This is a genomic window from Xenorhabdus sp. TH1 (assembly GCF_037260955.1).
Lineage (GTDB): Bacteria > Pseudomonadota > Gammaproteobacteria > Enterobacterales > Enterobacteriaceae > Xenorhabdus > Xenorhabdus griffiniae.
In genome coordinates this window covers 2,293,344-2,318,523 of the sequence record NZ_CP147734.1, presented here as the reverse complement: position 1 = coordinate 2,318,523, position 25,180 = coordinate 2,293,344, and the positions used below count along the sequence as shown (strand labels likewise).

18 protein-coding genes and 1 riboswitch are annotated in these 25,180 nt (G+C 41.1%); of the genes, 9 read left to right on the top strand and 9 right to left on the bottom strand.

Annotation, left to right across the window (positions count from 1 at the left end; all coding sequences use genetic code 11):
• The first annotated feature begins 550 nt into the window (after positions 1-550).
• Together WDV74_RS10130 and WDV74_RS10125 are read left to right on the top strand one after the other, a co-directional pair.
• Positions 551-2,005 carry a sodium:alanine symporter family protein gene (locus WDV74_RS10130; RefSeq protein ID WP_338882634.1) on the top strand — a complete coding sequence of 485 codons (1,455 nt, stop codon included), beginning with the start codon at positions 551-553 and terminating at the stop codon, positions 2,003-2,005.
• Between the two features lie 204 nt (positions 2,006-2,209).
• Entirely contained in the window at positions 2,210-3,040 is an 831-nt protein-coding gene (locus tag WDV74_RS10125) for an N-acetylmuramoyl-L-alanine amidase (RefSeq protein ID WP_338885580.1), read from the top strand.
• 111 nt (positions 3,041-3,151) lie between these two features.
• Here WDV74_RS10125 and WDV74_RS10120 read toward each other — a convergent pair whose 3' ends face one another.
• On the bottom strand, positions 3,152-3,538 hold the full coding sequence (locus WDV74_RS10120) for a helix-turn-helix domain-containing protein (protein WP_338882633.1): 387 nt from the start codon (positions 3,536-3,538) through the stop codon (positions 3,152-3,154).
• Positions 3,539-3,729: 191 nt separating this feature from the next.
• On the opposite strand from WDV74_RS10120, the gene WDV74_RS10115 reads away from it, so the two are divergent.
• From WDV74_RS10115 to thiD, 4 genes are all read left to right on the top strand, one after another.
• Positions 3,730-3,885 (top strand): PhoP/PhoQ regulator MgrB, encoded by a 156-nt coding sequence (locus WDV74_RS10115; RefSeq protein WP_338805008.1) that lies wholly within the window; start codon positions 3,730-3,732, stop codon positions 3,883-3,885.
• Between the two features lie 309 nt (positions 3,886-4,194).
• A complete protein-coding gene (locus tag WDV74_RS10110; protein WP_338882632.1) occupies positions 4,195-5,562 on the top strand; it encodes an amino acid permease in 1,368 nt (455 codons plus the stop codon).
• 819 nt (positions 5,563-6,381) lie between these two features.
• On the top strand, positions 6,382-6,591 hold the full coding sequence (gene cspC, locus WDV74_RS10105; RefSeq protein ID WP_338882630.1) for a cold shock-like protein CspC: 210 nt from the start codon (positions 6,382-6,384) through the stop codon (positions 6,589-6,591).
• A 124-nt stretch (positions 6,592-6,715) separates the two neighbouring features.
• A riboswitch (TPP riboswitch) is annotated at positions 6,716-6,808 on the top strand.
• Positions 6,809-6,847: 39 nt separating this feature from the next.
• Positions 6,848-7,648 carry a bifunctional hydroxymethylpyrimidine kinase/phosphomethylpyrimidine kinase gene (gene thiD / locus WDV74_RS10100; protein WP_338885579.1) on the top strand — a complete coding sequence of 267 codons (801 nt, stop codon included), beginning with the start codon at positions 6,848-6,850 and terminating at the stop codon, positions 7,646-7,648.
• A 57-nt stretch (positions 7,649-7,705) separates the two neighbouring features.
• On the opposite strand, the gene fbaB is transcribed toward thiD, so the two are convergent.
• From fbaB to WDV74_RS10085, 3 genes are all read right to left on the bottom strand, one after another.
• Complete coding sequence (gene fbaB, locus WDV74_RS10095) at positions 7,706-8,755, bottom strand: class I fructose-bisphosphate aldolase (RefSeq protein WP_338882628.1); 1,050 nt, start codon at positions 8,753-8,755, stop codon at positions 7,706-7,708.
• 593 nt (positions 8,756-9,348) lie between these two features.
• Complete coding sequence (yegQ, locus tag WDV74_RS10090) at positions 9,349-10,713, bottom strand: tRNA 5-hydroxyuridine modification protein YegQ (RefSeq protein ID WP_338882627.1); 1,365 nt, start codon at positions 10,711-10,713, stop codon at positions 9,349-9,351.
• A gap of 182 nt (positions 10,714-10,895) precedes the next feature.
• Positions 10,896-11,240, bottom strand: a complete 345-nt coding sequence (locus WDV74_RS10085; RefSeq protein WP_338882625.1) for a YegP family protein — start codon at positions 11,238-11,240, stop codon at positions 10,896-10,898.
• 233 nt (positions 11,241-11,473) lie between these two features.
• Here WDV74_RS10085 and WDV74_RS10080 point away from each other — a divergent pair, with 233 nt between their 5' ends.
• From WDV74_RS10080 to WDV74_RS10070, 3 genes are all read left to right on the top strand, one after another.
• Positions 11,474-12,625: an MFS transporter gene (locus WDV74_RS10080; RefSeq protein WP_338882623.1), complete on the top strand. Its 1,152-nt coding sequence runs from the start codon at positions 11,474-11,476 to the stop codon at positions 12,623-12,625.
• Positions 12,626-13,565: 940 nt separating this feature from the next.
• Entirely contained in the window at positions 13,566-14,666 is a 1,101-nt protein-coding gene (locus WDV74_RS10075; RefSeq protein WP_338882621.1) for a citrate/2-methylcitrate synthase, read from the top strand.
• A gap of 80 nt (positions 14,667-14,746) precedes the next feature.
• Positions 14,747-15,004 (top strand): hypothetical protein, encoded by a 258-nt coding sequence (locus WDV74_RS10070; RefSeq protein WP_338882620.1) that lies wholly within the window; start codon positions 14,747-14,749, stop codon positions 15,002-15,004.
• A 415-nt stretch (positions 15,005-15,419) separates the two neighbouring features.
• On the opposite strand, the gene baeR is transcribed toward WDV74_RS10070, so the two are convergent.
• From baeR to WDV74_RS10045, 5 genes are read right to left on the bottom strand one after another with little or no spacing between them, the layout of a single operon-like run.
• Positions 15,420-16,127, bottom strand: coding sequence for a two-component system response regulator BaeR (gene baeR, locus WDV74_RS10065; RefSeq protein ID WP_338882619.1), 708 nt, complete (start codon positions 16,125-16,127; stop codon positions 15,420-15,422).
• A complete protein-coding gene (baeS, locus tag WDV74_RS10060) occupies positions 16,124-17,512 on the bottom strand; it encodes a two-component system sensor histidine kinase BaeS (RefSeq protein ID WP_338885578.1) in 1,389 nt (462 codons plus the stop codon). Before baeS ends, baeR begins: the two co-directional genes overlap by 4 nt.
• 22 nt (positions 17,513-17,534) lie before the next feature.
• Positions 17,535-20,630 carry a multidrug efflux RND transporter permease subunit MdtC gene (gene mdtC / locus WDV74_RS10055; protein WP_338882617.1) on the bottom strand — a complete coding sequence of 1,032 codons (3,096 nt, stop codon included), beginning with the start codon at positions 20,628-20,630 and terminating at the stop codon, positions 17,535-17,537.
• Positions 20,627-23,782, bottom strand: coding sequence for an MdtB/MuxB family multidrug efflux RND transporter permease subunit (locus tag WDV74_RS10050; protein WP_338882616.1), 3,156 nt, complete (start codon positions 23,780-23,782; stop codon positions 20,627-20,629). Before WDV74_RS10050 ends, mdtC begins: the two co-directional genes overlap by 4 nt.
• Complete coding sequence (locus tag WDV74_RS10045; protein ID WP_338882615.1) at positions 23,782-25,011, bottom strand: MdtA/MuxA family multidrug efflux RND transporter periplasmic adaptor subunit; 1,230 nt, start codon at positions 25,009-25,011, stop codon at positions 23,782-23,784. Before WDV74_RS10045 ends, WDV74_RS10050 begins: the two co-directional genes overlap by 1 nt.
• Positions 25,012-25,180 lie beyond the last annotated feature (169 nt).

Genomic DNA, 25,180 nt, shown 5'->3' with positions numbered 1-25,180 from the left:
TTTTTTAATAAATTTTGTTATTACTACATTAGTGATATATCAGAACATGATTATCTAAATTTGTTCTATGTATTTTGGTTGGCGTAACATCAGTCACTTCAATTAGCGGATGCTCTTTATATGAGCATCGGAGTGGGCATTAGATTGACGTTGTTTTTTATAGGTTGTATTTTAGTTGCCAACTGGTTTCGTATTTTAAGTCCAATTGTTAATTTATTTATGTTTCTTGCTTATGTATGGGAAGAAAATTATTGCGTATTTTTTACGCTAAAAATGTAATTGAGTGGCTTGAAATAAGAAATGATGCGTTTATGGATATCAAGACAAATGTTCAATATCGCTAAAGTAAATGTAAAAATTTCATTAAAAGTTACCCATTGAAATAAATATTGTGTTACATTCTTTCCGCTTTAATGGCTTGTACCTCTGTGTTTTTCGTATACAGAATCATGTTACTTGTTAATTATAAAAGGAATTAAGCACAATAAAATTTCGCCGAATACGGCACTATGGTCAGCTAATGTTTGCTAATTAGTAAGGGGAAAATATCTTGACGGATCTGATTAACTTCATTAACAACATTCTTTGGGACTATGTACTGATATACCTTCTCCTTGGGGTTGGTCTTTACTTCACACTGCGTTCTGGTTTTATACAACTTCGCCACTTTGGCCACATGTTTTCAGTGCTGAAAAATAGTAATAAGTCGGATAATTCTGGCATTTCATCTTTTCAGGCCTTATGTACCAGTCTTGCCGCTCGTGTTGGAACCGGCAACTTAGCCGGGGTTGCTATTGCAATTACTGCCGGTGGACCAGGGGCTATTTTCTGGATGTGGATAGTGGCATTTATTGGTATGGCGACTGCCTTTGTGGAAAGCACGCTTGCCCAGTTGTACAAGACGAAAGACGATCAAGGAAATTATCGCGGTGGCCCGGCTTACTACATGGAAAAAGGGCTGAAGAAGCGATGGATGGGAATTCTGTTTTCATTCTTCCTTATTATCGCGTTTGGTCTTGTATTTAATGCCGTTCAGGCAAACTCAATTGCGGAAGCGGCTGCCTTTGCCTTTAATATCAAGCCAGTTTACGTCGGTATCCTATTAGTCATTATCAGTGGCATCATTATCTTCGGTGGGTTGCGTTCTATCGCCCGCGTAGCGGAGATCGTTGTCCCATTTATGGCGATTGCTTATTTTATCCTGGCAATTTGGGTTGTTGGCCACAATATTGAGCGTATCCCAGCGGTATTTGCACTGGTTATCAAGAGTGCCTTTGGCATTCAGGAAGCGATAGCGGGAACATTAGGTTATGGTATCTCCCAGGCAATGCTTCAGGGGGTGCAACGCGGATTATTCTCAAATGAAGCGGGGATGGGTTCTGCACCAAATGCGGCAGCATCGGCGTCTCCATATCCACCTCATCCTGCCTCCCAGGGTTATGTGCAGATGTTGGGGGTATTTATGGATACCATCGTTATCTGTAGTGCAACGGCCATGATCATCCTCTCTTCTGGTGTTCTTAACGAGAACGTTACTGCGATCAGTGGGATTGAATTGACTCAGCGAGCATTGTCATCCGCTGTTGGACATTGGGGAACGATGTTCGTTGCGATTGCTATTTTCTTCTTTGCCTTTACGTCGATTATTGCCAATTACGCTTATGCTGAAAGCAATATGATATTCCTGGAGCGTAACCACACTGCTGGCTTGTTTATTCTGCGGTTGGCTGCGTTGGGTATGGTGATGTTTGGTACATTGGCAGATGTACCTCTGGTTTGGAATATGGCTAACCTATCAATGGCGTGTATGGCTATTGTTAACTTGATTGCTATATTGATGTTGTCAGGCATCGCAATGAAACTGGCGAAAGATTATAACCAGCAGAGAAAATCAGGCAAATTACCGACATTCAATATTAATAGCTACCCAGAGATCCAGCAGCAAGTTGAAAAAGGTATTTGGGATAATGATGCACCGCATAACAGCGGGAAGAGTAATTGCTAATACTGAAATGTCTTTAGGATATCAGTAACAAAAGATGGCTCGTAACAAGTAACTTTATTAGCCAGCTATTCGTTCGTTCCGCGAATAGCTGGCTTTTATTTGTTTTTAAAAACAGCAGATAGGAACACCACATCTTTTTTGTTTCAATCTAATATATAATCATCATAATGTTATCTTTTTCTATAGAATAGCTGACCGATCATGATAAAACGATTAATAATATGCATCTTTATCACGTTGTTGATTGGTTGTTCTTATTCCCCTCAGCAAGAAAGTAGAAATGGTTATATTGTTGACTATTCCTATCCTTATTCGACCAAGCAAGATATTGACTCAATTAGATTTCTTGTCCTTCACTATACTGCGTTAGATGATGAAAGATCTTTACGGGAATTAACGGGAGGTCGTGTTAGTACTCATTACCTTATTCCTTCGCAACCAAGGTATAAGGATAAAAAGCCGATTATTTTTCAAGTGGTTTCCGAAAAAGAAAGGGCATGGCATGCGGGAAAGAGTGAGTGGAATGGATACCAAAGCTTAAACCGTCATTCTATTGGTATTGAAATTGTTAATTGCGGATTCAAACAAGAGTTTATCAAAAAAGAATGGTGTCCATACCATCCATTACAGATTGATGCAGTCATCAGATTGGCAAAAGATATTGTTCACAGGTATAAAATCCAGGCTGTGAATGTTGTGGGTCATAGTGATATCGCACCACTGAGAAAAGAAGATCCTGGATCTGTTTTTCCGTGGCATGAGCTTTATGAACAGGGGATTGGTGCTTGGCCCGATCGTGCAACCGTGAATAAATATTTGGCGGGTAGGGCACCGGGTATTCCTACGTCAGTGATATCAGTTCAGAAAGCGCTGGCCCTTTATGGTTACAATATCCCTCAAACGGGAGTTTTGGATAGTGTCACTTATAAAACTATTCAAGCATTTCAGATGCATTTCCGCCCGTCAGACGTTAGTGGCATTGCCGATGCAGAAACAGAAGCGATAGCCTTGGCATTGATCGAAAAATACCAATAACGATTTATGCTTAATATATAGAAACAGAGTGATATTTTTCGGAAAGAAAAGTGGATATAAATACGTTGAGGTATGGCGGCCATAGTGAATGGCCGCTAACGATACCAGGTTTTATGATTCGCAGTTGTAGGCTAGATGTAGTGGACGTTTAACTTCAAGTTCAATATCTGTACGTTGGCGAAAATCATAAGGTGTAATGCCATACTCTTTACGGAACATATACGTGAAATGGGATTGAGAACCAAAGCCAAAATCCAGGGCAATATCGAAAATAGGCAAGGAACTATTTTTCAACAGGTAAACAGCGCCAGCCAAGCGTCGTTGACGGATGTACTTTCCAAGAGATATGCCGGTAACTTCCTTGAATATTTTCTGCATGTGCCAAAGTGAATAGCCAGAATAAGCAGCAAGCTCTTCAAGATGAATGACACGGCCAAGATGGTTTTCTATCCATTTACTCAGTGCGCATACGAGTGCTAAGTGGTTATCTTGTGCCATTACAATTTTAAATTGGTTGAAGGTTGAGTTGGGGGCAGTATACACAACTTCTTTTCAAGATGACAAAATCCATTATTAATTAGGAGAAACATGATTAGATAAAAAATTTTAATATACTGTCATCACTCTATCATATGATAACTTACTATAATATTTTAGTATAAAGTTGACTACAACGAAATAATTCTAAGGTGATCTCATTGAATACTAAAAAAATCCTTTTAGCTCTGTGCTTGATATTGATATGTCTGTTTTTGTATTTGTTAGCGTTGGACGTACATTGTGAGCAAGGTAATGATGTGTTCGAATTAGGAGTTTGTTCCATCACCCGATACTTACCTTTTTGATATTCAACCCCCCATTATTCTGCCCGCATGTGTGTTAATATGCATCTGCAGTATTCATTCTTTGTAAATGGTGTTTTAATATCCACTTGATACGAATTAACAAACTCAATATTGCGTTAAATTAGTACATAACTCAATCACATATAATATGTTGAAGGGATTATGTTGAGAAAATTTGAACTCGGTAGATTGTGCGCGATTTGAGAAGAGCAGGAGAGTTTCTGACTCTATTCAAGTACAAAGGTTCAAAACAACAAATAAAACAACTTCTAATGAGACGAGTTCTAAGCATCGTAAAAAGAGGATTAGATGGCAGAACAACAAGAACAACAATCTACGCTTAAGCGTGGTTTAAAGAACAGGCATATTCAGCTTATTGCCCTCGGCGGTGCAGTAGGAACGGGGTTATTTTTAGGTATTGCCCAAACCATTAAAATGGCAGGACCTTCAGTGCTCCTTGGGTATGCACTCGGCGGGTTTATCGCATTTTTAATTATGCGCCAACTGGGTGAAATGGTTGTTGAAGAGCCAGTCGCGGGGTCATTTAGCCACTTTGCTTATAAATATTGGGGAAATTTTGCCGGTTTTTTATCAGGCTGGAATTACTGGGCAATGTTTATATTGGTTGGAATGGCAGAATTAACGGCTGTTGGTATGTATATCCAATATTGGTGGCCGGAAATTCCAACCTGGGTTTCTGCCGCGATATTTTTTGTACTGATTAATCTCGTTAATTTAATTAATGTTCGGTTATATGGTGAAACCGAATTTTGGTTCTCTATCATTAAAGTCAGTGCCATCGTCGGGATGATTATCTTTGGGAGTTATTTACTGATTAGCGGTAATGGTGGCCCACAGGCAAGTATCACCAACTTGTGGCAGCAGGGCGGCTTTATGCCAAATGGGATTTCTGGCTTGATTATGGCGTTGGCTGTGATCATGTTTTCATTTGGTGGCCTGGAAATGGTAGGCATTACTGCAGCAGAAGCAGAAAATCCTGAAAAAAATATCCCAAAAGCCACTAATCAGGTTGTTTATCGCATTTTGCTGTTCTATATCGGTTCATTGGCTATCCTGTTATCGTTGTATCCGTGGGAGAAAGTAGTAGAAGGCGGTAGTCCATTTGTTTTGATTTTTCATGATCTAGATAACTTCTGGGTAGCGAATGTGCTGAATGTGGTGGTAGTAACAGCGGCGTTATCTGTTTATAACAGTGGTGTGTATTGTAATAGCCGGATGTTGTATGGTTTGGCTAAACAAGGTAATGCGCCTCATGCACTCACCAAAGTCAACAAACGCAATGTACCTGTTTTGTCTATTGCCTTATCAGCACTGGCAACATCAATTGGTGTATTGATTAACTATATTATGCCCGGCAAGGCATTTGAACTGCTAATGGCATTAGTAGTCACAACCTTGGTTATTAACTGGATTATGATTTGTTGTGCTCATTTGAAATTCCGTTCAGCCAAAAATAAAGAAGGAGTTAAGACGAAATTTCAGGCATTTTGGTATCCATTTGGGAACTACCTGTGTTTAGCATTCCTGGCATTCATACTCATCATTATTCTAATGATGCCACCAATTCGTATTTCGGTCATCTTGATGCCGTTTTGGATTGGTGTCTTATGGGTTGGTTATTTGATTGTTCGCTCAAAGAAAAAAGCTAAGAGATAAGTAGATCAGTTGTCAATTCATGCCATATTCTTTCAGCCGGGTATTATGCCCGGCTGATTATTTTTTAGTGCTAACTACATCAAAAACTAGTATAGCCAGCTAAATAATATATACCGTTATTTTATGTCACTAAACATCATTATCTGGTAGATTCCATTTTTAATAAAATATTATTTCTGTGTTTTACCATAATTCAGGAATAAGAGTATTTATACTCCTTTTTGGCAATGTAATTTCATTTTAAGCTCTAACTAATTCAGCAGAATTCAGCAAAATGTGATTTATAAAATAAATTGATCGTATAAAAATATGGATGAATGGTAAAACATTCTACAACTATTATAATTGAATAATATTTAACAAATGATAAACAAAAAGTAAGCTGGTTATAGGTAAAAACCCATATTGTATGTTCAAAAATAATAAGTGAAATTAGCCATAATTTTTATAGTTATCTAAAATGAATTTTGCATAATGATCATTCTCTGGTATACACCATAATAGATATGGAAAACAGTATTATGTTTTAGTTTTATTAAAAAAATTTCTTTTGGTAAATTTTTCTTTTTACATTGATTTATATGGTTATGTGACTTAAAAGTTATTGAGTAATTTCAAATCGGAATAAAGTTTAATAATTTTAAATATGTGCGTTGGCTCCAGCAGCTGAAAAAAATGGCTTGCGATTATATAAAGAGTATGTGATAAAACACATGGGTAAACGAAGTACCGTTCTGTTAATAAATGACAGAAACTAATACTGGTTTGTTTATTTTTATGCCAATAGGCTAATAAAGTGATTCAAAGGAAATTTTTGAAATGGCAAAAATCACTGGTACTGTGAAGTGGTTCAACGAGTCTAAAGGTTTTGGTTTTATTACTCCAACTGATGGTAGCAAAGATGTATTTGTACATTTTTCTGCAATTATGAAAGATGGATTTAAAACACTGTCTGAAGGCCAAAAAGTTGAGTTTGAAATTCAGGATGGTCCTAAAGGTCCTGCTGCTGCAAACGTCACAACTTTATAGTAACAAATTTAATTTAGCGGGTATCTGATTACTGGCTAAATATACTTATCGTTAGTTTAGTTTTAATATCTGACGATAATCTATTGCAAATATCACTCTATTAGAGTACTAATAGAGTGATTTTTATTTTGACTCGGGGCGTTCTTTGTTGAACTGAGAAGTACCCGTATTACCTGATCTGGATAATGCCAGCGTAGGGAAGTCATGGTATCTCTTATTCCGATACCGCTTTCTTTAGCTGGTGGTAGGAATCACTATCATGAGAATTAACTCACTGGCTATAGCAGGAACCGATCCTAGCGGTGGTGCTGGTATTCAGGCCGATTTGAAAACCTTTTCTGCGCTCGGCGCTTATGGTACGACAGTTGTTACTGCTTTGGTTGCACAAAATACATTGGGTGTACAATCAGTGTATGAGCTTGATCCCCCCTTTATTGCCGCTCAGTTAGAATCAGTGCTTTCAGATGTTAGGATAGATAGCGCTAAAATTGGTATGTTATCGAATGCAGCCAATATCACTGTAATAGCAAAGTCGTTGCAACGTTATCCTATTCCCTACATTGTATTGGATACTGTTATGGTAGCGAAAAGCGGAGATCCCTTGCTATCACTGGAGGCTATTAGCGCAATGGTAGAGCAATTACTGCCGAATGTCTCTTTAATCACGCCCAATCTGCCGGAAGCGGCAGCCATATTGAAATGTGATCTTGCTGATACCGAAGAAAAAATGTTACAGCAGGGGAGAGCATTGCGTTCAATGGGGTGTCAGGCGGTTTTATTGAAAGGTGGACATTTGGATAATAAGGAAAGTCCAGATTGGCTTTTTACTTCGGAAGGAGAGTGGCGTTTTACCGCTCCCAGAGTAAATACACGGCACACTCATGGGACTGGTTGTACCTTATCTGCGGCACTCGCTGCATTGCGTCCACGTTATTCTGATTGGCAAAGTACGTTGCCGATTGCCAAAAAATATTTACAAAATGCGTTGATACAGGCAGATAGTTTGCAAGTTGGCCATGGCATTGGGCCAGTTCACCATTTTCATCAATGGTGGTGAATCCTTGAATAATGGGGATGCAAAGGTCCCCATCTTGAAAATAGTGAACCTAACTGATTAGGCGATGGTAATTTTCTTATCGAGATAAACATCTTGTACGGAGTGGATTAACTCAACACCCTCTTTCATTGATTTCTTGAATGCTTTGCGACCAAGGATTAATCCCATCCCTCCAGCACGTTTATTAATGACAGCAGTGCGGACAGAATCAGTTAAGTCATTGTTTCCAGAAGCGCCACCCGAATTGATTAACCCAGCACGTCCCATATAACAGTTAGCAATTTGATAACGAACGAGATCTATCGGATGTTCAGTAGTCAAATTACTATAAACGCGTTTATCTGTATGCCCGAACCCAATAGCAGTATAGCCACCATTGGTTTCAGCCATTTTTTGTTTAACGATATCGGCACCGATAGTTGCTGCCAGATGATTCGCTTGGCCGGTTAAATCGGCGCTGGTGTGGTAATCAACCCCATCTTTCTTGAAAGCGGAGTTGCGCAGATAAGCCCATAACACAGTAACCATGCCGAGTTCGTGTGCCCGTTCAAAAGCGGCTGAAATTTCTTCTATTTGGCGGCGTGATTCGGGAGAGCCATAATAGATTGTTGCGCCTACCGCAACTGCACCCATATTGAATGCCTGTTCGACACTAGCATACAAAGTTTGATCATATTGGGCGGGATAGGTCAATGTCTCGTTATGATTGAGTTTAACCAGAAACGGGATCTTATGGGCATAACGGCGAGAGACAGATGCTAAAACACCATAAGTTGAAGCAACACAGTTACAACCTGCCTCAATCGCTAGTTCAACAATATTTTGGGGATCAAAGTAGAGAGGGTTGGTAGCGAAGGAAGCGCTGGCAGAATGTTCAACTCCCTGATCTACTGGCAAAATTGAGAGATAACCAGTACCCGCTAGACGCCCATGATTTAGTAAGGTTTGCATGGAACGAAGAACAGTATTGGGGCGGTTATTTTCGAGCATTACTCTATCAACGAAATCTGTACCTGGAAGATAGAGATTTTCACGTGGAATGGTATTACATTGATGTTCTAATAAACTCTCTGCGTCTTTTCCTAACAAATTAACGATATTAGTCATGATTAACTCCAGTTTGCAAAAGGCGCCACGAATTGTTGTTTATATTTGAACTGATCACAAGGCAAGTAGAAAAGGAAGCAGCAGTGGATCGCTTCAGTTAATACAAATTTTATTAAAATTTAACCGTTTCGCATAACAATAAAGCGAAATAATACTTATCCAGTGTAGTGATAAATATTGAAGTTATTTAGAAATTGGATAATTTGGTTTATTTTTTTCCAAATTTCCTTCATTAAGCTGAGCAAATTCTGATGATATTTATCAAAAGATTGTTTTTTTGATTATTTTAAATACTACTTTAATGGGGGAAGGTTAATAAATGTCCAATTTTAATTTGGATGCATGAATTTGATTATTTTTAAGATAAGGGATTTTATTAATTCTTTGAATTTATTGGTTTTTTATGTAAAAGAAAAGGCCAGCCCAAGGGAGATTGAGCTAGCCAAGGAGGTGGTTCCTAGTCTTCAATAAAACTTTTTTAGTTCTTTATTTTTCATAGTCAATAATACGAGAAATAAATTAGTATTGATGTGATCTATTTCTAAAAATAAAGATCAATTTCTTCAAAATCCTATTTTGAATTATTCTACTTGTCATTCTTGTGGATGTGGTGTTCTGGTATTGCCGCTTTTTAAGTTTCGCACAAGTAGAGCATAATCTAGATTAATTTCTTCAGGAATAGGAAGATAAACGAGATGACCATCACCTGGCGCAATTTCTATGGCCTGGCCTTTCTTATTTATCATAGACTCTAACGTGAAGTTAATATTACCCGATGGCGTCATGAGTTCCAGATGATCCCCGACAAGAAATTTATTTTTCACGGCAACTTCTGCTAATCCATTGACTCGATTGCCAGTAAATTCACCAACAAATTGTTGAGTGTTTGATACGGAATAACCGTATTCGTAAGTTTGGTAAGCATCATGGGTATGACGGCGTAGGAAGCCTTCTGTATAACCACGGTGTGCCAAACCTTCTAATGTGGTCATCAATGTTGGATCGAAGGGTTTTCCTGCCACGGCATCATCTATGGCACGGCGATATACTTGGGCGGTGCGGGCACAATAATAGAAAGATTTGGTACGACCTTCGATTTTCAGTGAGTGAACCCCCATATTGGTTAATTTTTCCACATGTTCAATAGCGCGTAAGTCTTTGGAGTTCATGATATAAGTACCATGCTCATCCTCAAACGCTGACATATATTCGCCAGGGCGCTTGGCTTCTTCCACCATGAAGACTTTATCTGTTGGTGCACCTTGGCCGAGTGTTGGTTCAATGTTTTTAACCGGAATAGGATCGTGCATATGGACAATATTACCAACACTATCTTCCTTGCCTTCCTGCACGTTGTATTCCCAGCGACAGGCGTTGGTGCAGGTTCCTTGATTAGGATCGCGCTTGTTGATATAGCCTGATAACAGGCAACGACCAGAATAAGCCATACAAAGTGCGCCATGCACGAAAACTTCAAGCTCCATATCAGGCACTTGCTGACGGATTTCAGCAATTTCTTCCAGCGAAAGTTCACGGGAAAGAATGACTCGCGTCAATCCCATTTGTTTCCAGAATTTGACCGTAGCCCAGTTGACGGCGTTGGCTTGAACCGAAAGATGAATGTCTATTTCAGGAAATGTCTCGCGCACCATCATAATTAAGCCCGGATCAGACATAATCAAAGCATCAGGCCCCATTTCTACGACGGGTTTTAAGTCACGAATAAAAGTTTTCAGTTTTGCGTTATGGGGTGCGATATTGACAACGACATAAAAACGCTTACCTAATTCGTGTGCCTCCTTAATACCTTGCGCCAACGTTTCATGATTAAATTCATTATTACGGACACGCAAGCTATAGCGAGGCTGTCCGGCATAAATGGCATCTGCGCCATAAGCGAATGCGTAACGCATGTTTTTCAAAGAGCCGGCAGGAGAAAGTAATTCTGGAGTAAACATAGTTTCTTAACGTTCTCGATCTGAGTTCAAGTCAGCCCTTACCCATGCATTATCATTACTAAGGGTAAGGTTTAAAGGGGGGGATTTTAACGCTTATTTTGTCGTTAGCACAAATATATTATGGGAATATAAAGAAAGCAGAAAGCGCGCCGCGGATACGGCGCGGGTCATCATTGTATCTGTTAATTTTGTTTGGTCAGGTCACGAATGCTTTCTGTTGGTCCAATTTTTATGACAGATTGCACACATTTCTTTATGCTTGCTTCATTAGTGTGAATTTCACTAATAGCAATAACTTGATGGTTTCGGGCTTTCAGGACAAAATAAGGTTTGCCCGATTTGTTCTTTTTCACTTCATGGCGAGCCTTATCGGGAGAATTAACTTGCACAGAGTGAATGCCTTTATTAGCGGCAGCTTTGGTGGTATACATTTCACTGCTCAGAATAATGTCACCATTTGCCGCGACCAGATTGAAATAAAATTGCCCGTTCTTTGCTTTCTTAAGATCATAATGCCCAGTAGCCATAAGAAATTCTCCTGATTGGGTAATTATTAGCTTAAGTTTAGCCTGAATTTTGTACAGTCAAGGGTTTGATGAGAAAAAATTATTCCTTGCCCCACTATTTTATAGGGCAGGATGACTATTTTGTCTTGGTCGAACTACTTCCCAATTGGCGGTTACACGAATATATTACAATCTCTCTCGGAGATAACGACACATTGTTGTAATCAAATTCAGCCTATTATTAGGAGTTCTCCATGCCAGTAGCTATTTTGGCTCTAGCCATAGCGACATTTGGGATCGCTACAACCGAATTCATTGTCGCTGGTTTACTTCCTGAAATCGCAACTGAATTTAGTATTTCAATACCAACTGCGGGGTATATGGTAACCAGTTATGCGCTTGGTGTATTTGTTGGCGCGCCTGTGTTAATCATATTAGGGCGGCGCATAGAAAGGAAAAAGATGCTTTCCATGTTAATGATATTATTTATTATCGGAAATGCACTGACCGCCTTTTCCCCGATATTTTATCTGGCAATTATTGGCCGAATTGTAGCCTCCTTAACCCACGGCGCTTTTATGGGAATTGGTGCGATTATTGCTGCTGAACTCGTGCCAGAAAATAAAAAAACCACCGCGATCGCCTTTATGTTTAGTGGAATGACACTGGCGAATTTAGTTGGAATACCGCTTGGAACATGGATAGGAAAAGCGATTTCCTGGCGCGTGACTTTTGTAATAATTACCGTTATTGGTATTATCGCATTAGTTGGGATTTTGAAATTATTACCTAAGTTCGATCAGAAAGCGCCTATCAGTATTAAAAAGGAATTGCTGGCTTTCACCAATATCCATGTTCTTTTGGCTATGGGGATCACTGTCTTAGGCCCAGCCGCATTTTTTACAACGATTACCTATATTGCACCATTAATGATCAATATTGCAGGATTCTCTGAAAGTTCAATAACATGGCTTTTGCTGGTTTTAGGGTTGGGATTTTTCTTTGGCAATATTGTGGGTGGAAAACTTGCAGATAAAGCAATGATGCCATTGTTGTATTGGACATTAGGACTACAATCCTTAATTTTATTTATTTTCTGGCTTTATGGTAACAATCAATTCATTGCTTGTTTGAGCCTATTTTTAATGGCGGCATTAGGTTTTGCTACCGTATCGCCAATCCAGCGTCTGGTGATGGATAAAGCTCAAGAGGCTGGTGCACCTAATCTTGTCTCCTCTGTCAATATTGGATTCTTTAATCTGGGCAATGCAGTTGGTGCATGGTTGGGGGGTGTAATTATCGCCTCTCATTATGGCTATACTTCCCTTACTCTGGCAGGAGGGTTATTAGCCTCTCTGGCACTGTTATTAGCTGTCATTTCAGGTTTGCTTGATGCGACGGATTAAGATTTTTAGTGTTTTTTTATTAAGGAGACAAACCACCATGACATTCACTGAAAAACAGCAACACTGGGTGGCCATCATTAACTGACAACTTTTCCTAGTTGATAGCCTGCACAAGATTGTGGAACTACCGCCTGCCGGTGAATCCAAAAAAAGAGTGTCAGGCACTAGGGGTCTTTTTGCCTTTGTTCTGATGATGCAAATCCAAGGAAGGAATGGAATTGATTCATAGACTCTCTAAGTAATGGTAAATTGTTCTTAGTTGCGAAAACCCGATAGCTTTCTTGGATTAAATCACTATTTATTTATTCCAGATCTTCTTAATTAACTAATTATTATTGGCTAAATGAAAGGAGTAGGGTGAGAGCATGATTGCTTAAATTAAAAAAATGAATGACATATAGATTATTTTGATAGCGAGACACCTTTGTTTTTTAAACTTAATCACAATCTTGTGTCGATTATGTTCATAAAGCGTTTACGCTTTCTTCCAGACGAAAGGAAAAACATTATTAAAGTTAAGATATACATAACAATTAATGAGTGTTATACATTCTTTTGCAAAACAAAAATAATAATTTACAATAGATATATATTAAATTACGATTTAAATCTTGAAAGAAAAATAATCTTCTTTTATTTTAAATTTTTATCTTTGTTTTATTCATTAACAAATGAAGATTAATGCATTGATTTAATTGATTCTATTATATACCAATCGCCTTTCAAGATGCGTCTTATATCTCCCCGCGTAGCGGGGAGATATAAACAATCACATTGACTTGCAAGCTGCAATTTGAAGTTGGATTGGTATAGAACGAGATTTTTTAGTTTAATCTATACTAATGCACATGTGGATAATATTCATTAAGGTTATAGATTAAATATTCTTTTAAAAAACAACTGAATGCTATTTCAATTTATTTTAACTAGGAAATACAACATGAACAAAATAAATGAAGGTTTGGAAGGTGTAGCAATAGGGACTTCGAAAATCACCTTTATTGACGGTCTTAATGGAACATTGATATACCGAGGGTATCGAGTTGAAGACATCGCGAGTAAATATTCATTCGAAGAAGTGGCATATTTACTATTGCTAGGTAAATTTCCTGAACCAGAAGAATTAATTGTATTTTCTAAAAAAATGTCAGAAGCCCGTAATTTACCAAAATGGGCTTATCAAATAATGGATCTCATCCCTGAAAAAGCTAGCTATATGGCTGCCTTAAGAACCATATTATCAGCTATGCCAGTGGAAGATCACAGTTATCCACCCGAGCTGGAGGAAGCTATAAAATTGATTGCCGCAGTTCCAGTGATAATTGCATATTTATTCAACAAAAGAAAAGGGAGGCAATTCAGGGAGCCTGATATGTCTCTTGGTCATGTTGAAAATTACCTTTATATGCTCTTAGGAGAAAGACCATTACCTGAAAAAATTAAGTTACTGGAAACATATTTGATACTTTCAATGGACCATTCAATCAATGCATCTACCTTTACAGCCCGTGTAGTTACTTCTACAGAAGCAGACTTAACCTCTTCTATTGTAGCAGCAGTCAGTGCATTGATTGGACCTCTTCATGGTGGAGCACCTTCTAAAGTCGATACCTTGCTCGATGAAATAGGATGTATTGAGAATGCCGAATTTATTATTAAGCAAAAGTTAGCACATGGTGAACGGATAATGGGATTTGGTCACCGTGTTTATAAAATATATGACCCACGGGGCGCTGCATTACGGTCTATATGTGAGAAATATAAAAAATTTGATCCCCTGCTTCAGTTAGGATTAGAAGTAGAACCTATTATTGTGAAAATATTAAAGGAGGAAAAACCTGGACGCGATTTATATACGAATCTAGAGTTTTGGGCAGCCGCTGCATTGCGTGTGTCTGGATTGGAAAGTGGTCTATATACTCCCACTTTTTGTCTTGGACGCATCGTGGGATGGAGCGCTCATATTATCGAGCAAGCAGGTAAAAACAGACTAATACGTCCAACTATTCTCTACACGGGTTCCATTCCAAAAGAGTCGTAGAGGAACAACGAAATTGGAATGGAATCCGTTATACTACATAAAAAAATCAAAACCGTGTATATATGAGAGGCATCTCTGCTATGGCTATTAATTTAGCAAAATCCGCCGTAAACCCTCGACAGGGCGAGGAGCAGTCACGTTCTATAGTTGAGGTTAGTAAAGATGTTAAAAACAATGCATTAGTTATGCTATCAGGTAAGGCAGTGCAGGCTACTAGTGCATATTATATAAAAATAAAAGATCCTAGTAATGATAATCATAAGAGAGTATTAGAATGGCTGCGCAAAAGTTTATACTCAATACTACAAGATGTTAATTCGATAAAATTCTCAACGTAAGGGTAATTGGGGGGACGCAGATTCCCTCGAAAAGTTCACTCCCCCAACTTCTTCAGCTTCAGAATTGACCAGTGGCTCAACATGTTCCAGCATACGATACAGATTCAATAAACCGCCTTGATTTCCAAAAACATAGTTTCCTGATAATTGGATATGGCGCTAGGCTACAGGAGAAAAGCAGGCGATTTGGTTGACGGCTTTCTGATATTTTTCTATTAATGCAGACAGTAGTGCTAACTTGTAATAATACTGTTTTCTATAAGTCTGGCGCACTCGTCCCACTCATCGATTTGATAATCATTTCTACCTTTTTACGGAACGCCCCAAATGTCAATCAGGTGATCCCCTGCACGATCTGTTACCGTGGAATGTGAACATCAGCAACATCATGTAAACTGCACGGCTTAATTGAGCTTCACATCAAACGACAGATTTCCGCTTCCCAGCGATAACCCAATCCATAAATGGAACGGATAAAAGATTTGTCTCCGTCCAGTTGCTCTAGTTTTCTACGTAAATTTTTAATGTGGCTATCAATAGTACGGTCATTCACGATGCGATGATCGTTATAAAGGTTATTCAATAGTTGATCACGGGAAAACACACGCCCTGGTTGGCTGGACATAATTTTGAGCAAACGGAATTCAACGGGCGTTAATTCAAGTACTTGTTCAAAGTAACGCGCCTGAAAATGGTTTTCATCAATAGCGAGTGCACCTTGCTCACTGATGATATCTTTCGGACGGTAGCAACGGCGCAAGATTGTTTTTACTCTGGCTACTAATTCCCGTGGGCTATAAGGCTTGCAGATATAATCGTCAGCCCCGATTTCCAGGCCGAGCAGACGGTCAATTTCTTCCGTTTTTGCGGTCATCATCACAATCGGGATATTTGAAAATTTACGTAGCTCCCGACAGATCGACAATCCATCAAGACCGGGCAACATAAGATCAAGCAAGATAATATGAGGATGGTATTTTTGTACATGAGCGATGACTTCATCACCACGCTTGAGCCATTGGGTCTGGTAATCTGCGGATTGTAAATAATCAACCAGCAGTTGCCCCAACTTTGGTTCATCTTCAACGATGAGGACAGTATATTGTGTAAGGTGTGTACTCATTGTGTTTCAAGTTCAGACGATTTAATCAGCGGTAATTCTACGTGAATTTTAATACCACCTAAAGATGAGCTTTCCACGCGAATTATTCCATCATGGGCTTCAACAATGTTATAGCAAATCGCCAGTCCAAGTCCTGAACCTCCGCTTGCGCGGTTACGGGAGGATTCGCAACGATAAAAACGTTCAAAAATATACTGGCATTGTTCAGCAGTCAATCCGGGAGCACTGTCCTGCATATCCAATATCCATTTTTGCTGATTTGAATATCCACAAATGATTACCTTTCCATGCTCATTGGTGTAACGCAGGCTATTTTCCAGCAAATTATGAAATAACTGTGTTAGCCGATTTGGATCAGCAATCAGTGTTACGTTTTCTTTTAAATTCAATTCTAAAGTGATTTGTTTATCCGCAAAACGGCCACGATAATTCGCTACAGAGATTTGCAGTAATTCACTGACATTAACAGGCTCTTTTCTATAGGCTAGTGAACCACGATCAGAAAGAGATAATAAATGCAGATCGTCTACCAGCTTTGTTAGGGTTGTTACTTCCACAAGCAAGGAATAGAGAGTTTCCGGTGTTGGTTTCCGTACACCATCTTGTAAAGCCTCCAGTTCACCACGCAGAACAGAAAGTGGAGTACGCAGCTCATGGGAGATATCGGCCATATAATCACGGCGCATCTGTTCATTTTTTTCCAGAGTGCTGGCAAGTTGGTTAAAATCCATTGCCAATTTACCGATTTCATCTTTACTGGATGGAATAACACGGACACTGAAATCGCCTGCTGCAAGTTTATGTGTCCCTTCCACTAGTCGCTTAACCGGTCTTAAGAGGCCACGGGAAAGAAAAAAAGTGGCGATCAGTGCCAATAAAGTGGAAAAACCGACAATAGTCCAACTGGTGAATTGCTGCTGGTGGGCAAAGCTAATATCAGCCTGACGGGTAATTTTGTCTGATGCACTGACAATTACCCAACCAACAATATTATTTTTATAGATGACCGGCTCACGATAACTTTCCGTTGGAATGTCATTAGAATGCCCAACCAAACGATTCATATGAGTATCCACAACCCAAAATTGGGGACGCCAACCATGATGTTTGATTTTTTGATAGGGATTATCACTCTGTTCAATCGTGCGGATAATTTGGAATATCGCGCGATCATTTTGGATCAGAAAATGCCAGTTGCCATGTTGCTGGTATTGTTCTGTCAATGCTTGTGCCAGCATATTCGCCCGATTTTGGCTATTTTGTTTGATATAGCCCATAAAACCGTGCTGAAAGCTGAGGTAAATGCCCCAGTGCATTGTGATCAATACCAGCATACAAGTGGCAAAAATGGCCAGAAAAAGTTTGCTGCTGATACCCATTTTTATCCTGAATTTCATTCTGGCTCAGCTATTTTGGGTCAACTATCTGAGAGGACATTGTTTTGCGAAGGCGCCGTTTTTCACGTAATCGGTCAAAAAACAGATACACAACCGGAGTGGTATACAACGTGAGAAGCTGGCTTACCACCAGGCCACCAACAATCGTGATCCCCAGCGGGAAACGTAATTCTGCACCATCCCCATTGCTCAATACCAAAGGTAAAGCACCAAACAGGGCAGAAAGCGTTGTCATCATAATCGGGCGGAATCGCAATAAACAGGCCTGAAAAATGGCTTCTTGGGTGCTGAGTTTGCCATTTCGTTGAGCTTCAAGGGCAAAATCCACCATGATAATGGCATTTTTCTTGACAATACCAACCAATAACATAATCCCAATCATGGCGATTAGGCTGAATGGTGTATTGAACAGTTCCAAAGCCAACAAAGCACCTATACCCGCAGAAGGCAGGGTAGAAAGGATTGTCAGAGGATGAAGATAACTCTCATAGAGTACACCGAGCACCAGATAAACAGTGACTATAGCAGCCAGGATCACCAATAATTGCGAACGTTCACTTTGTTGAAAGTCCTGTGCTGTGCCGGCAAAAGAGCTACGTACTGCTGAAGGAACGCCCAGTTCTGTTATCGTTCTTTCTATTGCACTGATTGCATCAGACAGCGTATAGCCTGGCGCCACATCAAAGGCAATGGTGGAAGAAGCCGAAAGTTCCTGGTGATAAACATCCAATGGTGCATTGGCAGGACGCCATTGGGCAAAGTAGGAAAGAGGAATGCGTTCTCCTTTGCTATTAATGACAAACATTTTCTCTAATGCACTGGGATCTTGGTTATATTGCGGTGCCACTTCCATGACCACTTTATATTGATTCAAAGGGGAATAAATCGTGGAAACTTGCCTCTGCCCAAAGGCATTGTTGAGCAGATTATTTGCCTCAGCAACATTGATGCCTAAACGGGCCATTACGTCACGATCATAGGTAATCGCTATTTCGGCGCCTTTAGCTTCTTCATCTTCATCGCCGTTGACATCCACCAATTGAGGCAATTTTTCCAATGCTTTCTTGACGATAGGACTCCATTTGCGCAATGCGTCAAAATCATCTGACAGTAAATTAAACTGGTAAGTCGATTTGCCGCCTCGTCCTCCGCTTCTTAGATCCTGAACAGGAACTAAATATAGGCGTGCTCCCGCTTCATTGGTCAGTTTGCTTCTTAAGCGGGTGATAACTTGTTGGATACTTTCACTACGCTCTTTTAATGGCTTTAGTGAAACAAACATAAAGCCCGTATTGAGGCTGTCACCACCGGTGAAACCTACGACATTATCCACGGTTGGATCATCATCGACAACCTGCATAAAGCGTTTCATTTTTTCCCGCATGGCTTGAAATGAAATGCTTTGGTCAGCAACCACAAACCCTAACATTTTTCCGGTATCTTGTTGCGGGAAAAACGTTTTTGGAATGCTGATATAGAGCCAGATATTCAAAGCGATAATGCCAACCAATGCCAACAATACCCAGCGAGTATGATTGAGTATCCATTTCAATGAGCGGGCATAGCCTTGTTGAATTCTCAATAAAACCTTACCAAATCCCCGTGTCTGCTTCTGGACATTTTTAGGTGTAGATTTGAGCAGATGTGCACACATCATCGGGGTTAAGGTCAGTGAAACTAACAGAGAAATCCCAATGGCAGTTGCCAGGGTAACAGCAAAATCCCGGAATAATCGGCCAAGTAATTCATCGATCAATACAAGGGGAATAAATACCGCAACAAGTGACAAGCTCATAGCCAGCACAGTGAAACCAACTTCTCTGGTTCCCTTGAGGGCAGCCTGCATGGGGGTTAAGCCCGCATTCAAATGACGGGAAATATTCTCCAATACCACAATGGCATCATCGACAACAAATCCGGTGGCAATGGTTAATGCCATCAACGAAAGATTATTGAGGCTGAAACCACATAAATACATGGCGGTAAAAGTACCAATGAGCGACACCGGAACGGCAATTGCTGGAATCAAGGTGGCTCGGGGAGAACGTAAAAACAGGAACACAACCAGAATCACCAAGGCGACGGCAATAGCTAGTGCACGTTTTACTTCTTGCAAGGAAGCCTGAATAGTCGGTGAGCGATCCTGAGCGACGTTGAGCTGAATATTGGCAGGCAAGGAGGCTTGCAGGGCAGGGAATTGATCACGAATGCGTTGCACGGTTGAGATGATATTTGCACCCGCTTCGCGGCGGATAATAAGCACAATTGCAGACTTATTCCCAGACATGCCTGCAGCGCGGATATCCTCGACAGAGTGCTTAACATTTGCAACATCCTGCAACCTGACAGGTGCTCCGTTATTATAATGGACAATAATCGAACGGTAGCTGTCAGGTGTTTTCAATTCATCATTGGTGCGTAGCTGCCAAATATGGTTATTGGTATCAACATGGCCTGTCGGCAGCCGGACATTAGCATTATTGATGGCATTACTGACATCGTTAAGAGAAACACCTTGGTTGAAGAGCGCATTAGGGTTTAGTTCAACACGTATAGCGGGTAACGAACTACCACTGACACTGACTTTGCTGACTCCTTCTATCTGAGAAATCTTTTGCGCCAATCGGGTAGAAGCAAGATCATACAGTTGACCCTCACTATAATTGTCTGAGGTGAGGCTTAAGATCATGATCGGGGCATCTGATAGATTAGCTTTATAATATCCCGGTTTTTTTGGCATACCTGAAGGCAACAAACTTTGAGCGGCATTGATGGCAGCCTGGACATCTCGTGCTGCGCCATTGATATCCCGGTTGAGATCAAATTCCAGGTAAATATAAGAACTTCCCAATGAGCTGGCAGAAGACATCTCTTTTACCCCAGCTATCCTGCCTAATGCGCGTTCCAGTGGTGTTGTCACGGAGGATGCCATTGTTTCTGGTGATGCACCAGGCATAGAAGCGTGAACCGTTATCACGGGAAAATCAACTTGTGGCAGTGGCGACACAGGAAGCAGAACAAAACTGAGTGCACCACATAGGGTGATAGCTAAACTCAGCAATGTGGTGGCAACTGGCCGCTGGATAAATAGGGCGAAGAATTTCACAACGGCTCCTGATGATTAACTGAGGATTTATCCAGTTTTACCTGATTATCTTTCTTATTCTTTCGGCCATAGTGTGCTAACTGGTCAAATAACAGATAAATCACAGGGGTTGTGAACAAGGTTAGGATTTGGCTCATGATCAGGCCTCCCACCATACTGACGCCTAACGGACGGCGCAGCTCTGCACCAATACCGGTGCTCAACATCAGTGGCAATGCGCCCAGCAGTGCTGCCATTGTCGTCATCAAAATTGGCCTGAAACGTAACAGACAGGCTTGGTAAATAGCTTCATAAGGGGTCATCCCTTTTTCCCGTTCTGCGGCCAGGGCAAAATCGATCATCATGATGGCGTTTTTCTTCACAATGCCAATTAAGAGAATGATGCCAATGATGGCGATAATATCCAGCTCGTACCCGCCAACCATCAAAGCTAACAATGCGCCAACTCCCGCGGTAGGCAAGGTTGACAAGATAGTGACAGGGTGAATAAAACTTTCGTACAAGATACCGAGTACGATATACATGGCGACGACGGCCGCCAAAATCAGCCAAAGGGTATTACTGAGCGCATCCTGGAACGCCAACGTTGCTCCCTGAAACTGTGTAATGATGTCTTTCGGCATTTGGATGGTTTGTTCTGCCTCTTTGACGGCATTGACAGCTTGTTCAAGGGATGAACCTTTCGCTATGTTGAATGAAAAAGTGGCCGCAGGAAATTGTTGCAGATGGTCGATAGACAAATTCCCTAACCGTTGTTCAACCGTGGCAATGGTATTGAGAGGTACCATTTTGCCATCATTACTGGTCAGATAAAGATTGTTTATTGCTTCCAGCCCCGATGAATTTTTCGTATCTTGCTCAAGGATAACGCGATATTGATTTGACTGAGTGTAAATAGTTGAAATCAGGCGTTGGCCAAAAGCGTTATACAACGCATTATCTACAGCGGCCATAGAGATCCCAAAACGGCTAGCCATATCCCTATTCACATTGAGGTAGGCTACTAACCCCTGATTTTGCCAATTGTTACCGATATCCACCAATTCTGAACGTTGTTTTAGGGCATGTTGCAATTTTGGAACCCAGACAGCGAGTTCATCGAGCGAAGTGGCTTGCAACGTAAATTGGTATTGCGTGCGCGATAACTGGGTATCAATGGTCAAATCCTGGGTGGGTTGCAGGTATAACTTGACGTCGGGAACTTTAGCAATTTGCGCTTGCAGGCGTGGGATCACCTCGTCAATACGGTCGTCACGCTCCTTGAGTGGTTTCAACGTGATTTGAAGACGTGCATTATTCAATGTTGGATTGCTACCATCGACACCAATAAAGGTGGTGACATTGTCCACAGCAGGATCTTTTAATAGCAGGGTCGTAACTTGCCGTTGCTTATCTGCCATTGCGTTGAATGAGATAGATTGTGGTGCTTCCAGTGTGCCCTGAATCAGGCCATTGTCCTGAAGGGGAAAGAATCCTTTGGGGATCATGATGTAAAGTAGGGCGGTCAAAGCCAACGTACCGAATGCAACACCAAGTGTCATCCAGGGATGGTTCAACACCCGTTTCAGGAAGACAGCATACACGGCAATCATGCGTTCAAAGAAGCGTTCGCACGCTTGCTCGAAGCGATTGTGTTTAATATTAGCTTCGGGTTTCAACATCCTTGCACACATCATCGGCGTTAACGTCAATGAGACAACGGCAGAAATTAAAATAGCGACAGCAAGGGTAATAGCAAACTCCCTGAACAGCCGGCCAACGATATCCCCCATAAATAGCAGAGGGATTAAGACGGCGATCAATGAGAAAGTCAGGGAGATAATCGTAAAACCGATTTCTCCTGCCCCTTTTAGCGCCGCTGCCAGTGGTTTTTCTCCTCGCTCAATGTAACGGGAAATATTTTCTATCACCACAATAGCGTCGTCCACCACGAAGCCGGTTGCAATAGTTAATGCCATTAAGGTGAGGTTATTGACGGAGAAGCCGAAAAAATACATCACGGCAAATGTGCCTACCAGTGAAAGCGGTACGGCGATACTTGGGATCAAGGTTGCCGTTACATTGCGCAAAAACAGATAGATCACCATGACGACCAGCGCAATAGCCAGCAACAGTTCAAATTGCACATCTTTGACTGAATGACGAATTGAAACAGTACGATCTGTCAGCATTTCCACATTGACAGATTTGGGCAGGCTTTTGATCAATTCTGGCAACATGATGCGAATATTATCTGTAGTTTCAATAACATTGGCTCCAGGTTGGCGCTGGACATTGATGACGATGGCAGGTTTTTCATTCGCCCATGCGCCCAATTTGCTATTTTCCACTCCCTGTTCAATGGTGGCGACATCACGCAAGCGGATCGGCGCATCATTTTTATAGGCCACGATTAAATTGCGATAATCATCGATAGATTTCATCTGGTCATTGGAGGATATGGTAATAGAGCGAGTGGGGCCGTCAAAACTGCCTTTTGCCGAATTCACATTCGCTTTCATGATGGCAGAACGGATAACGTCGCTGTCTAATCCTTGGGCAGCCAGTGCTTGTGCATTCAATTTCACGCGTACAGCGGGGCGTTGCCCTCCTGCCAACGTCACCAAACCGACACCACTGACCTGAGAAATACGTTGGGATATGCGTGTTTCCACCATATCTTGTACCTGGCTCATCGGCAGGGCATCAGAGGTTACGGCCAGCGTCAATATAGGTGGATCAGCCGGATTAACTTTGCTGTAAATGGGAGGATAAGGTAGATCATCGGGCAATAGATTACTGGCTGAATTGATCGCCGCCTGTACATCTTGCTCTGCCACGTCTAAGGGCAATGAGAGCTGAAATACCAACGTGATAACAGAAGCTCCACCGGAACTTCTGGATGACATTTGTTTTAAGCCGGACATCTGACCAAACTGGCGTTCCAGTGGCGCAGTGACAGCGGATGTCATCACATCTGGATTGGCACCAGGATACAGTGTTACCACCTGAATAGTGGGATAATCCACTTGTGGCAATGCAGAGACTGGTAACATCCGGTAACCCATTAGCCCGGCCAGCAAGATTGCAATCATAAACAGTGTCGTGGCAACAGGGCGCAGGATAAACAGGCGGGATGGTCCTCCGCCGGTCATTGGAGAATCAGATTGCATCAAGAGTTCTCCATCTTACCGTTTGATTGCTCTGAGTTTTTCTTATTTTGATCCGTATCAAGAGCTTCAATTGTCAAGGGTTTGACAACCTCGACCTTGGCACCTTCGGTCAGGTTATCAATACCATCAGTGACGACACGTTCGCCTGCTGACAGTCCACTATTGATGACCGCCAATTGGTTATCTTGCAAGCCTGCAATAACCTTATGTTTACTGACTTTATTCTCTTTATCCACTTTCCAGACGAAATGACCGCTATTTCCCATTTGTAATCCAGCCGTAGGGATCACGACGACATTGTTCAGTGTATTGATTTTCATCTGAATATTGACGAATTGATTAGGGAACAACACATTATCTTGATTATTGAATTGAGCCTTCATCTTGATCGTGCCAGTAGTAACATCAATCTGATTATCGATACTGATGAGTTTTCCTTGTGCCAATTGCTGCTGATTGTTGCGATCCCACGCAATAACAGCCACTTTTTTGTGATCTTTTTGTGCCTTTAATACAGCACTAATATCGTTTTCAGGTAAGGAAAAGACAACATCAATAGGATCAACTTGTGTAATGACTACGATTGGCGTTGCTCCTCCACTGGATACGTGGTTGCCGATATCAATGCGTTTTAACCCGACGCGACCGGAAATCGGTGCGGTAATACGGCTATATGCCAATTGTAGTTTGGCTTCATCGATATCTGCTTGATCGGCTTGTAAGCCGGCTTCACTCTGGCGAACCAAAGAAATTTGTTTATCCAGCTCTTGCTGAGAGATAAGTTTACTTCTCGCCAATTGCTGAAAACGGAGCAAATCTTGTTTAGTGTTAGCCAATGTTGCTTGATCTTTGGCATATTGCCCCTGTGCCCTTGCCAGTTTGACTTGGAAAGGACGAGGATCGATTTCTGCCAGTAAATCCCCTTTTTTGACGTATTGACCTTCATTAAAATGCAGGGCGATTAACTGACCTTCCACCTGGCTAGTCACCGTGACGGTATTGGCCGCCAGAACTGTTCCTAATCCTCCTAAGTAATGGGGTATCGATTTGATTTCAGCCGTTGCTACTTGTACTGGTGGTTGAGCGGAATTAAGTTTTGATTCGGAATGCTGAGAGCCACCATCTGATGAAGGCGTGTTAAAATATTTCCACGCAAAGAAAACGACCCCGATGATCACGGCTAGCACCGCAGCAAGTCGGAAAAAGTAGGAACGGCTTTTGTTATTCATTTGCTCGACATTCTCTTAGTGTTGTGGCGGTGACAAATCATACGGCATCTTGATGCTAAATTAGATGCAAGAATATATTATTAGTGTAACCAACAGGAATTCGTCAATAATGAAGAAAATGTGGAGGTTATGTCAAAAAGATAATGTTTATGGTAGTGATTTTTCATGG